A 12,363-nucleotide genomic window follows, 5' to 3' on the forward strand; every position below is an offset into this window, starting at 1 on the left:
GTTCCTACAGTTGCCTACTGTCAGATCTGACAGGCTTTGCTACCGTCTGTCGGTTTTTACGCAATCTCGCCCATAATCAAACTTGACGAATAATTTGCTTTGGCGCTAACTGAAACCGGTTTCAGAAACACCAGATTCACTACTAAAAATAAGGTCCGACATCGTGAACGACTTCTCCGCCGCCCAGCGCAGCCGCGTGACCATGCTCGACGTCGCCGAACACGCCGGCGTCTCCAAGGCCAGCGTTTCGCGCTTCATCGGCGACGACCGCGCCCTGCTCTCCGACGCCACTGCCTTGCGCATCGAGCAGGCGATTGCCGAACTCGGCTATCGCCCCAACCAGATGGCTCGCGGCCTCAAGCGCGGGCGCACCCGCCTGATCGGCATGCTGGTGGCCGATATCCGCAACCCTTATTCGATTGCCGTGATGCACGGAGTGGAAACCGCTTGCCGTCAACACGGCTACAGCCTGGTGGTGTGCAACACCGATCGCGATGATGAGCAGGAGCGTCAGCACCTGGCGTTGCTGCGCTCGTACAACATCGAAGGTCTGATCGTGAACACCCTGGGCCATCACCGCGACGAACTGCGCGAACTGCATCGTGAAATGCCGTTGGTGCTGGTGGACCGCAAGGTAGAACAGTTGGAGAGCGATCTGGTCGGGCTCGACAACGCGGCGGCGGTGGAAATGGCACTCGCCCATTTGCAAGAACGTGGTTATCGCGATGTGCTGATGGTGACCGAACCGCTTGACGGCACCAGCGCGCGGATCGAGCGGGTGAGCAGTTTCAAGGCACAGATCGCGCAGCGCCCGGCCTTCAAAGGTGCGGTGATCGAGACTGGCGGCGAGCTGACCGCGCATTTGAAAACATTCTTGAACACACCCGGCCCAGGCCCGAAAGCCTTGTTTTGTGCCAATGGCATTGCGGCGCTGGCCAGCACTCATTCGCTGCGTGAACTGCAATGCAATCTGTTTGAGGAGGTTGGGCTGATCGCACTGGATGATCTGGATTGGTATCCGTTGGTGGGCAGCGGGATTACCGCGCTGGCTCAGCCGACGGAGGAAATTGGCGCGAGTGCGTTTGAGTGTTTGCTCAAGCGGTTGCGTGGGGATGTCGGAGCTGTGCGGACCCTGGATTTTACGGCGCGGTTAGTTGTGCGGGGGTCGACTCTTGGGAATTTGCGGTGAATGTTATGGCCCCTTCGCGAGCAGGCTCGCTCCCACATTGGAACTATGGCAACCACAAATCCCCTGTGGGAGCGAGCCTGCTCGCGATGAGGCCCGCAAGAACACCTTCATTTAAATAGCCATTTTTTTGAACAAAAATGAAACCGGTTTCAGAGGTATAAAAACAATGAACAATCCACCCGTTTCCATCAGCCTCTCCAGCTACGGCGCGGACCTTGTGCGCCAACGCGGCCAAGGCAGTTTTATCGACGTATTGGCCGCTGCCGGCGCCACGCACATTGAATGGCGCGAAGAGTTGCTGACGGATGAAAACCCGTTGCAACTGGCTGACGACAGCCGATCCCAAGGTCTGGAAAGCATCTATTCCTCGCCGATGGAGCTGTGGCTGGCCGGTCAGTCGAAACCCAACCCTGAACTGCTCAACACCCTTGAACGTGCCGAAACCTTCGGCGCGAAATGGCTGAAAGTCTCCCTGGGCTATTTCACCGACAACAATGATCTCCAGGCATTGAGCCGCGTCCTCGCTCACAGCCCAGTGCAGTTGCTGGTGGAAAACGACCAGACCCTGCACGGTGGCCGCATCGAACCGTTTCAACGCTTCTTCGGCGAGATCGAGCAGCACCAACTGCCGATCAAAATGACCTTCGACATCGGCAACTGGGCATGGCAAGACCAGCCCGCCGCCAGCGCCGCGCGGTTGCTCGGTCGGCATGTCGGTTACGTGCACTGCAAAGCCGTGACTCGCCGCGTCGACGGCAAACTGGTCGCCATCCCGCCGACGGCCAGCGACGTGCAACTGTGGGAACAACTGTTGCGACACATGACCCAAGGCGTCATGCGCGCAGCGGAGTATCCGCTGCAAGGCGATGACCTGGTGYAGCTGACCCGAGAGCACGTCGCCACCCTCGCCCACCTTGGTCAACCCCGGTTGGAGAATGCGCATGTCTGAGTTCGATATCCTCTCGTTCGGCGAAACCATGGCGATGTTTGTCGCCGAGCAAAGCGGTGATCTGGCCGACGTCGGCCAGTTCCACAAACGTATTGCCGGGGCGGACAACAACGTTGCGATTGGCCTTTCACGGCTTGGATTCAATGTGGCGTGGTTGAGCCGGGTGGGCGACGATTCATTGGGGCGGTTTGTCGTCGACACGTTGCGCAAAGAAGGCCTTGATTGCAGCCATGTCGCCATCGACCCGGCGCACCCGACCGGGTTTCAGCTCAAATCCCGCACTGACGATGGCAGCGATCCGGCGGTGGAGTATTACCGTCGCGGTTCGGCGGCCAGTCATTTATCGGTGCAATCCATCGCCCCGCCACTGCTCAACGCGCGGCACTTGCACGCCACCGGCATTCCGCCAGCGTTGTCTGCGTCTGCCCGGGAAATGTCTTTCGAACTGATGACCCGCATGCGCCATGCCGGGCGCAGTGTGTCCTTCGACCCGAATCTGCGCCCGAGCCTGTGGACCAGCGAACGGTTGATGATCACCGAGATCAACCGCCTGGCCGCCCTCGCCCATTGGGTGCTGCCGGGGTTGAGTGAAGGTCGCTTGCTGACCGGGTTTGAAGACCCGGCGGATATCGCGGCGTTTTACCTCGATCAAGGCGCTGAAGCGGTGGCGATCAAGCTGGGCCCGCAGGGCGCGTATTACCGCACACCTGAAGATCAGGGATTTGTCGCCGGTGTGCCGGTGGCAACCGTGGTCGATACTGTCGGCGCTGGGGATGGTTTTGCCGTTGGCATGATCAGCGCACTGCTGGAAAACCACAGCGTTGCCGACGCGGTGCGGCGGGCCAACTGGATTGGTAGCCGTGCGGTGCAGAGTCGGGGGGATATGGAAGGTTTGCCGACCCGGTTCGAAATGTCCGCTGAATTTGAAGGCCTCAACGCGGGCAAGCCCGCTCCTACAGGGGATCTGTGTTCAGCCTAGATACAAATGTGCCTCGCAATCATTGAAGATTTAACCCGTTACCTGCTGCGACAAAAACAACAAGCTCAGGAGCACCACTATGAAAACAGCTTCACTCTCCACCCGCCGCTGGTGGTACATCATGCCCATTGTGTTCATCACCTATAGCCTGGCGTATCTGGACCGCGCCAACTACGGGTTCGCCGCCGCTTCGGGCATGGCCGCCGACCTGATGATCACGCCCGGAATGTCGTCGATGCTCGGCGCGCTGTTCTTCCTCGGCTACTTTTTCTTTCAGGTGCCAGGCGCGATTTACGCGCAGAAGAACAGCGTCAAGAAGTTGATTTTCGTCAGCCTGATCCTCTGGGGCAGCCTCGCGACGCTGACCGGGATCGTCTCCAACGCCTATTGGCTGATCGTCATCCGCTTCATGCTCGGCGTGGTCGAAGCCGCCGTCATGCCGGCGATGCTGATCTATCTGTGCCACTGGTTTACCCGTGCCGAACGCTCGCGCGCCAACACCTTCCTGATCCTCGGCAACCCGGTGACCATGCTCTGGATGTCGGTGGTGTCGGGTTATCTGGTGCAGCATTACAGCTGGCGCTGGATGTTCATCATCGAAGGGTTGCCGGCCGTGCTGTGGGCGTTTATCTGGTGGCGTCTGGCCGATGACCGCCCGGCACAAGCCACGTGGCTCAGCGAGCAAGAGAAGCAGGACCTGGAAAGCGCTCTTGCCGCCGAACAGGTCGGCATCAAAGCGGTGAAAAATTACGCCGAAGCCTTTCGCTCGCCGAAAGTGATCATCCTCGCGCTGCAGTTTTTCTGCTGGAGCATTGGCGTTTACGGCTTCGTGTTGTGGCTGCCGTCGATTCTCAAGGCCGGCGCAAAAATGGACATGATCGAAGCGGGTTGGCTGTCGGCTCTGCCGTATCTGGCCGCTGTGATTGGCATGTTGCTGGTGTCCTGGGGCTCGGACAAATTGCAGAAGCGCAAACGCTTCGTCTGGCCGCCGCTGCTGATTGCCTCCATCGCTTTCTACGGCTCCTACGCGTTGGGCGCCGAACATTTCTGGTGGTCCTACACCCTGCTGGTGATTGCCGGCGCCTGCATGTATGCGCCTTACGGACCGTTTTTCGCGATCATCCCGGAAATTCTACCGGCCAACGTCGCCGGCGGCGCCATGGCGCTGATCAACAGCATGGGCGCGCTAGGTTCGTTCGGCGGCTCGTATCTGGTCGGCTACTTGAACAGCAGCACCGGATCACCGGGCGCTTCGTATTTGCTGATGAGCGGCGCGTTGATGCTGTCGGTGGTGCTGACGATTTTCCTCAAGCCCGGCGCCAGTGACCGGGTCGTGGAGAAGGCTGTTGCGCAACKTCCAGCAGCTGCTCACCCTTGATTTGAAATTGGGAACATGACGATGAAGAAGCAGGTTGTGCTGTACAAAAAACTCTCACCGCTGCTCATGGCTCGCCTGCATGAGCACACGGAGGTGACGCTGATCGACAACCTCAACCCGGAGGGGCTCGCGCAATTGCGTGAGGCCCTCCCACGGGCCCACGGTTTGCTCGGCGCGAGCCTGAAACTGGACGCGGAGTTATTGGAGCTGTCGCCGGATCTGGAAGCCATCGCCAGCGTCTCCGTCGGCGTCGACAACTACGACATCGATTACCTCACCGAACGCCGCATCCTGCTCAGCAACACGCCGGACGTGCTCACTGAAACGACGGCAGACACCGGTTTCGCGCTGATTCTGGCAACCGCCCGGCGGGTGGTGGAACTGGCGAACATGGTTCGCAACGGCCAGTGGCAACGTAACATCGGCCCGGTGCATTTCGGCACCGATGTGCATGGCAAGACGCTGGGTATCATCGGCATGGGCCGCATCGGCGAAGCCTTGGCGCAGCGCGGGCATTTCGGGTTTGGTATGCCGGTGATCTATCACAGCCATTCCCCGAAACCGGTGGTGGAACAGCGTTTCAACGCGCAGTACAGAAGCCTGACGGAGTTGTTGCAACAGGCGGATTTCATTTGCCTGACCTTGCCGCTGACGGCTGAAACCGAAGGGTTGATAGGCGCTGAAGAGTTCGCCTTGATGCGCCCGCAGAGCATTTTCATCAATATTTCCCGGGGCAAGGTGGTGGACGAAGCAGCGCTGATCGAGGCGCTGCGTTCCGGGCAGATTCGGGGGGCGGGGCTGGATGTGTTTGAGCGTGAGCCGCTCAACACGGATTCGCCGTTGCTGAGCTTGAACAACGTGGTGGCGACGCCGCACATGGGGTCGGCGACGCATGAGACGCGGGAGGCGATGGCCACGTGCGCGGTGGATAATCTGCTGATGGCGTTGGCGGGTGAGCGGCCGAGGAATTTGGTGAATACCGGGGCGTGGCAAGGCTGATTAATTGATCGTTCCCACGCTCTGCGTGGGAATGCAGCCCGTGACGCTCTGCGTCACATGGGACGCGGAGCGTCCCTAGAGGCATTCCCACGCGGAGCGTGGGAACGATCTAACCTGGCCTCCAGCAAACTCGCCGCGCAAAGCGCAATCCGCCGACACGCCTCCGCCAGTTGCACCTGATCCACCACCAACCCGATCCGGATATGCCCCGCCGCACTCGGCCCGAACGCCTCCCCCGCCAGCACCGACACGCCATACCCCTCCAGCAACCGTTCGGCAAAACCCTGGGCACCCAGCCCGGTCTGGCGCACATCAACCATCACAAACATCCCACCATCCGGGCGAATGGGCCTAATGCCGGGACAACCGCTCAACCGCGCACACACCAGATCCCGGCGCTGGCGATATTCCTCGCGCATCAGCGCCACTTCCGGCAGGTCTTGATCCAGCGCCAATTGAGCCGCGTTCTGGATGAAGTCCGGGATCCCGAACAACATGCTCAACGACAGATTCACCAGGTGCTCGGCCATGGGTTTCGGGCCAATCACCCAGCCAACCCGCCAGCCACTCATGGCGTGGGACTTGGACAGGCTGTTGATGGTTGCGGTGCGCTCGGCCATGCCGGGCAGACTCGCCGGGCTGGTGTGCTCGCCCTCGAACAACAGGTCGCTGTAGACCTCATCGCTGATCAGCCACAGGTCATGGCGCACGCACAACGCGGCGAGCGCTTGCCAAGTGGGTAGCGGCAAACTGGCGCCGGACGGATTGTTCGGACTGTTGAGCAGGATGACCCGGGTTTTCGCAGTAATCAGTGTCGCGACATCCGCTGGCTCGACGCGAAATCCGTTCTCCGGACGCACCGGCACAGGCACCACTTTGGCGGCGCAGGCGCCGAACACGCCCTCATAGGTCACGTACATCGGTTCGGCGACGATCACCTCATCGCCCGGATCGAGCAGGCATTGCGCGACCGAATACACCGCGCATTGCGCCCCCGGAAACACGATGACATGCTCGGCGTCCACATCCTGGCCACTGCGCTGCTGATGGCGCCGTGCAATGCTGCCGCGCAGCCCTCGACTGCCAGGCACTTGCGGATAATGAGTATCGCCAGCCTGCAAGCTGTCGATGGCGGCCTGGACAATCGGTTGTGGCGTGTCGAAGTCTGGATCACCAATCGACAGCAGCAGGACATCGACGCCCTGCTCGCGCATTTCCAGCGCTCGGTCATGAATCTGCCAGGCCGCCGCTCCATCGCCGGCGATTCGTTTGGTCAAGGCTGAATAGCGCATGTGATTCTCCTGTCGCGCGCGGACTCCCAGCCATCACCCTATCTCAAATCACGAAACGCGCCACCATGGCATTCAAATCCACCGCCAGACGCGACAGTTCATGGGAGGCGGCGCTGGTCTGGTTGGCACCCGCGGAGGACTGGGTAGCCAGGTCGCGGATGTTCACCAGATTGCGATCAACTTCACGCGACACCTGCGCTTGTTCTTCCGAGGCGCTGGCGATCACCAGGTTGCGTTCGTTGATCAAGTGGATCGACTGGGTGATCTGCTCCAGCGCGACACCGGCGGCGCGGGCCATTTCCAACGTGCTTTGGGAGCGCTGATTGCTTTGCTGCATCGATGAAACCGCTTCGCCGGTACCGCTCTGAATGCCAGCGACCATTTTTTCGATTTCCTGCGTCGACTGCGCGGTGCGATGGGCCAGTGCCCGCACTTCGTCCGCCACCACGGCAAAACCCCGTCCGGCTTCACCTGCACGGGCGGCTTCAATGGCAGCGTTGAGCGCCAGCAGGTTGGTTTGTTCGGCAATGGCGCGGATCACGTCCAGCACTTTGCCGATGTCGCGACCCTGAGCAGCCAGGCCTTCGATCATCAGCGAAGTGTTTTGTACGTCTTGGGTCATCGTCTGGATCGCGTCGACGGTTTCCACCACCCGGTCACGACCTTCACGTGCTGCTTGGGTCGACTCGCTTGAAGCTTCGGAGGTCGACACCGCGTTGCTCGCCACTTCTTCCACGGCAGCGGTCATTTCGTTGACGGCGGTGGCGGCTTGTTCGATTTCGTTGTTTTGCTGTTGCAGGCCGCGAGAGGCTTCTTCGGTCACGGTACTGAGTTCTTCAGCAGCGGCGCCCAGTTGCGTGGCGGACCCGGCGATCTGTTCGATGGTTTTGCGCAGGTTGGCTTGCATGGCAGCCAAGGCCCCGAGCAAACGGCCCGGTTCATCCTTACCGTCAATGACGATAACGCCGGTCAGATTGCCGTCGGCGATGGTTTCGGCGGCCTTCACTGCACGATTCAGCGGCGTGACGATACTGCGGGTCAGCAACCAGGCCAGCAGTACGGTCAACAGCGCAGCAATAACCGCGACTACGATGATGCCAGTGATGGCGCTGCTGTAGTGTTTGCCCGCCTCGTCGGAGGCGGCATGGGCATAGCTGTCGTTGAGGGCCACCAGTTTGTTCAACTGCACGCCCATTTGGTCGGTACCGTCCTTGATTCGGGTATTGATCAGCGTGCGCATCTCGTCGACCTGATTCTGTCGAGACAGGTCCATCATCTCATTCTGGGCCTGCATGTAACTGTCCAGCGTCGCCACGAAGGCTTTGTACAGCGCGGCTTCTTCCGGCTCAGCGGGCAAGGCTGCGTAACTGGCCTGGGCGCTGCGCAACTTGTCGATGAGCACGCTGATGCGGTTCTGGGCCTCCTGCAACTCGGCAGGCTCGCGGTTGACCAGCACGCGGAAAGACAGGATCCGCAGGCGCAAGACGTTCTCGGTCATGTTGCCCAGAAAGCCGACGCCGGGTAGATGCGTGGTTTCCATATCAACGGTCGCTTGACGGATCATCGACATGCGGTTGACGGCAAACACACCTAGCACGATGACGAGCAAGGCAATGAAGGAAAAACCCAGGAAAGCTCGAGGTGCGATATTCAGATTGCGCAGTGACATAGAAGGGATCTCCGAAGTGTGAGGCGACATCCATGCCGCTGGTCACTGAAGGGCGGGCGTTGACGCGCACCTGTTCAGTCTGACGCCACTGTCGAATCGTGCGTGTGAACGTCTATAGGCTGTATCGACCGGGAATGCGGTTTGTTGTGGGGTGGGAGTGACGGAATATATTTCAGGGATTGTCGAGGGCTCCAACCCTGAAACACTCAGCTCATGTAGCAGCTGCCGAAGGCTGCGTTCGACTGCGAAGCGGTCGCGTCTTTAAAAATCTACGACAGCTGCGCAGTCGGACGCAGCCTCGCAGGCTCGACAGCTGCTACAAGTTTTGCGTCAGGCTTTGGCGATCCGCCAGACTCGTGCGATATCACTGGCGCGATCACGCAACAATCGTGGTGCATCGGTGCACGCCTGTTCCAGCGTCATCGGCCCGCTCGTTACGGCAAACGCGGCATCGATGCCGTGCTCGTACAACGCTTGGTAACCGTCGCCCAAGGTGCCAGCGATCACGATCACCGGCACGCCCTGCTGCCGGGCAATGCGCGCTACGCCGAACGGCGTCTTGCCGCGCAAGGTCTGCGCATCGAATCGCCCTTCACCGGTGATCACCAGGTCGGCGCCCTTTACCGCTTCCGCCAACCCGACCAGTTCGGCGACCACTTGCACGCCGGCCTGAAATTGCGCGCCGAGGAATGCCTTGGCGGCAAACCCCAGACCGCCCGCTGCACCGGTGCCCGGTTCGTCCTTGACGTCGCGACCTAATGCATCAGCGCACAGTTCGGCAAAGTGTCCGAGCGCGTTATCCAGTTGCTGCACTTGTTCGGGCGATGCGCCTTTTTGTGGGCCGAAAATGACTGAAGCGCCGTGAGGACCGCACAGTGGATTGGTGACATCGGCTGCAATGTCGAAGCGCACTTCAGCCAGACGCGGGTCAATGTTGCTCAGATCGATGCGGTCCAATTGCGCCAACGCCAAACCGCCCGGCAGCAAGGTTTGCCCCTGTGAATCCAGCAATCTCACGCCCAACGCTTGCATTGCCCCGGCACCGCCATCGTTGGTGGCGCTGCCGCCAATCGCCAGAATCACCCGCTGCGCGCCGGCGTCAAGGGCCGCGCGGATCAGTTCGCCGGTGCCGAAGGTGCTGCTGACGCATGCATCGCGCTTGCCCGGCGGCACCAATTGCAAGCCACTGGCTTCGGCCATTTCGATGATCGCGGTGTGGTTGTGCGCCAGCCAGCCCCATGCGGCGTCGACTGTTGCACCGAGCGGACCACGAACATTCGTGCGGCGCAATTCGCCCTCGCAGGCCGCCAGAATCGACTCGACCGTGCCTTCGCCGCCGTCGGCCATCGGGCACTTGATCAGTTGCGCATCAGGCCAAACCTCTGCCAGACCCAGCGCAATAGCTTCGGCTACGCCTTGGGCGCTGAGGCTGTCCTTGAACGAATCGGGGGCGATGACGATTTTCATGCGAATTCTCCAGTTCCAATGCGTTCCATGCTGCCAGTAGCCCCGGACAATAACGCCAGTCCGCTGCACAAGCAGGTGTGGCGATTATTGTTCATTCTCACAAAACCCTGCGGACCTACACTCTTGTTGTAGCAGCTGCCGAGCCCGCRAGGCTGCGTTCGAGGACGCAGTCCTCGTAAAATCAGGCAACCGGTTCTTTCAGAAAAATCACGCTATCCGGATTTGCGAGGACTGCGTCCTCGAACGCAGCCGCGCGAGCATCCCGTCCAGTTTCAACGGATCAACCCCACTCAACTCGGCAATCCGCTCCATCCGATACCGCAAGCTGTTGCGATGAATCCCCAACGCATCGGCGCACGCCTGGCTCTGCCCATCATGATCACACCAGCTGCGCAAGGTCGCCAACAGTTGGCCATTGCCGTCCTTGGCAATGACTTTGCGCAGCGGATTAAGCAATTCGTCCAGTGCATCGTCGTTGCGATGCCGCCAGAGCATCACCGGCAATCGGTAACGGGTCAGCGTCAGCAAGCGCGAACGCGGCAACACATCGCGCCCGTATGCCAGCAAGTCGCCGACACGGCGGTAGCAGCGCCGCAGTCCCGACAATCCATCGGCCTGCCCGCCCACCGCAATGCGCAGAATGTTCCAGCCCAGGCCGTCGAGTTTTTCCAGCAGCCGTTCATTTTCGATAGTCTGCGAGGCCGGCCGGCACCACAGCAGCGACGACTTCGCCGAACTCACGCACCAACTGTCCGGGTACCGCGAGGTCAGCCAGGCACTCAACGCGTCAACGGTTTGTGCCGGGGCGTGTTCCATGCCCAACTCAAACAGATAGGGCACCCGCTTCAGCTGCGGCTTGAGCCCCAACTGTTGCGCTTCGTCGAGCAAACGCGGCGAATCCCCTGCCTCGCTCAGCAGCAACGCCAGCAGATCATCGCAACGCTGGCGCCGCCATTGCTGCTCGGCCTGCTGATTGCGCTGGCCGACCAGCATCTCTGCGGTCATTCGCACCAGCTCGGCATACGTGCGCAACGGCTCGGGTTCGCCGGTAATGCCGAGCACACCAATCAATCGCCCATCGAGCAACAACGGCAGATTGATGCCCGGCTGCACGCCCTTGAGATGAATCGCCGTTTGCGCGTCGATCTCCACCACCCGACCGTTGGCCAGCACCAGTTGCGCGCCTTCATGACGGGTGTTGATGCGCTCCGGCTCGCCGCTGCCGAGAATCAACCCCTGGCTGTCCATGACGTTGACGTTATAGGGCAGGATGGCCATTGCCCGGTCGACAATGTCCTGGGCCAGGTCGTGATCGAGTTCGAACATAACGGGGGTCCTTGAAAACGGGATGGGACGGGTTGTTCACCCGCACAGGCCTTGGTCTAAAACCCTGTGCTCAGGCACAAAGACAACAACCCGGAGCGTGGCCGAGACTCACTGGGCGATCAACRTTACCCTTGCATCGCAAAAAATCATAATAAAGAGAGAGCCGCCATGTCACAGAGCGCCGCCGCTACCCAGGCCATCGTTGACGAGAAAAACGCCGTCTACAAACGCATTACCCTGCGTTTGATCCCCTTCATCTTCATCTGCTACCTGTTCAACTACCTCGACCGGGTGAACGTTGGATTTGCCAAACTGCAGATGCTCGACGCCCTGAAATTCAGCGAAACCGTGTACGGCCTCGGTGCCGGGATCTTCTTTATCGGCTACGTGCTGTGCGGCGTACCGAGCAACCTGGCCCTGACCAAATTCGGCCCACGGCGCTGGATCGCGCTGATGATGATCGTCTGGGGCACGCTCTCGACTTGCTTGCTGTTCGTCACGACACCAACCGAGTTCTACACCTTGCGCCTGTTCACCGGTGCGGCGGAAGCCGGGTTCTTCCCGGGCGTGGTGCTGTATCTCTCGCAATGGTTCCCGACCTTCCGCCGTGGCCGCATCATGGCGCTGTTCATGTCGGCGATTCCGGTGTCCGGCCTGCTCGGCAGCCCGTTTTCCGGCTGGATCCTCAACCACTTCGGCGCAGGCCAGGCGGGTCTGGCGGGTTGGCAGTGGATGTTCCTGCTGCAAGGCATTCCGACCGTCATCCTGGGTGCCCTCGCCTACTTCCTGCTGAGCGACAGCTATGCCAACGCCAAATGGCTGACCCCGTTCGAACGCTCGGTGCTGGAAGCGGATCACGCGCAAGACCTGGCCAACAAACCGAAAACCACCACTGATTCGTTGCTGGCGGTGTTCAAGAACCCGGCGATCTGGGCGTTCGGTCTGATCTACTTCTGCATCCAGAGCGGCGTGTACGCGATCAACTTCTGGTTGCCGTCGATCATCAAGAACCTGGGCTTCAGCGATAACCTGGTGATTGGCTGGTTGAGTGCGATTCCGTACCTGTTGGCGGCGGTGTTCATGTTGATGGTTGGTCGCTCGGCGGACCTGCGCAA

General features: G+C 60.4%; 10 protein-coding genes and 1 pseudogene. 6 read left to right on the forward strand and 5 right to left on the reverse strand.

The genetic code is table 11. The features are described from left to right. Window positions 1-163 precede the first annotated feature (163 nt). The 5 genes from AC1DSG_RS22000 to AC1DSG_RS22020 all read left to right on the forward strand — a co-directional run bounded on the left by AC1DSG_RS22000 (window position 164) and on the right by AC1DSG_RS22020 (window position 5,494). Window positions 164-1,189, forward strand: a complete 1,026-nt coding sequence (locus tag AC1DSG_RS22000) for a LacI family DNA-binding transcriptional regulator (RefSeq protein ID WP_477792767.1) — start codon at window positions 164-166, stop codon at window positions 1,187-1,189. Window positions 1,190-1,355: 166 nt separating this feature from the next. Next, entirely contained in the window at window positions 1,356-2,138 is a 783-nt protein-coding gene (locus AC1DSG_RS22005; protein ID WP_477792768.1) for a sugar phosphate isomerase/epimerase family protein, read from the forward strand. Continuing rightward, window positions 2,131-3,117 (forward strand): sugar kinase, encoded by a 987-nt coding sequence (locus tag AC1DSG_RS22010; protein WP_477792769.1) that lies wholly within the window; start codon window positions 2,131-2,133, stop codon window positions 3,115-3,117. The genes AC1DSG_RS22005 and AC1DSG_RS22010 overlap by 8 nt, the downstream gene beginning before the upstream one ends. Window positions 3,118-3,196: 79 nt before the next feature. Next, window positions 3,197-4,495 carry an MFS transporter gene (locus AC1DSG_RS22015; protein ID WP_477792770.1) on the forward strand — a complete coding sequence of 433 codons (1,299 nt, stop codon included), beginning with the start codon at window positions 3,197-3,199 and terminating at the stop codon, window positions 4,493-4,495. 21 nt (window positions 4,496-4,516) lie between these two features. Then, complete coding sequence (locus tag AC1DSG_RS22020; RefSeq protein WP_477792771.1) at window positions 4,517-5,494, forward strand: 2-hydroxyacid dehydrogenase; 978 nt, start codon at window positions 4,517-4,519, stop codon at window positions 5,492-5,494. Between the two features lie 53 nt (window positions 5,495-5,547). On the opposite strand, the gene AC1DSG_RS22025 is transcribed toward AC1DSG_RS22020, so the two are convergent. The 5 genes and pseudogenes from AC1DSG_RS22025 to AC1DSG_RS22045 form a co-directional block, all read right to left on the reverse strand. Continuing rightward, window positions 5,548-6,786, reverse strand: coding sequence for a pyridoxal phosphate-dependent aminotransferase (locus AC1DSG_RS22025; RefSeq protein ID WP_477792772.1), 1,239 nt, complete (start codon window positions 6,784-6,786; stop codon window positions 5,548-5,550). Between the two features lie 43 nt (window positions 6,787-6,829). After that, window positions 6,830-7,693: a methyl-accepting chemotaxis protein gene (locus tag AC1DSG_RS22030; protein WP_477792776.1), complete on the reverse strand. Its 864-nt coding sequence runs from the start codon at window positions 7,691-7,693 to the stop codon at window positions 6,830-6,832. Continuing rightward, window positions 7,688-8,485 (reverse strand): annotated as a pseudogene (locus AC1DSG_RS22035) (MCP four helix bundle domain-containing protein); the annotation flags it as partial. The pseudogene AC1DSG_RS22035 and the gene AC1DSG_RS22030, both read right to left, overlap by 6 nt. 300 nt (window positions 8,486-8,785) lie before the next feature. Then, window positions 8,786-9,922, reverse strand: coding sequence for a glycerate kinase (locus AC1DSG_RS22040; protein WP_477792773.1), 1,137 nt, complete (start codon window positions 9,920-9,922; stop codon window positions 8,786-8,788). A 207-nt stretch (window positions 9,923-10,129) separates the two neighbouring features. Further along, on the reverse strand, window positions 10,130-11,248 hold the full coding sequence (locus tag AC1DSG_RS22045) for a sugar diacid recognition domain-containing protein (RefSeq protein WP_477792774.1): 1,119 nt from the start codon (window positions 11,246-11,248) through the stop codon (window positions 10,130-10,132). Window positions 11,249-11,416: 168 nt separating this feature from the next. On the opposite strand from AC1DSG_RS22045, the gene AC1DSG_RS22050 reads away from it, so the two are divergent. Beyond that, on the forward strand, window positions 11,417-12,363 hold a 947-nt coding region (locus AC1DSG_RS22050; RefSeq protein ID WP_477792775.1), incomplete at its 3' end, for an MFS transporter.

Source organism: Pseudomonas sp. P5_A12 (assembly GCF_056400685.1).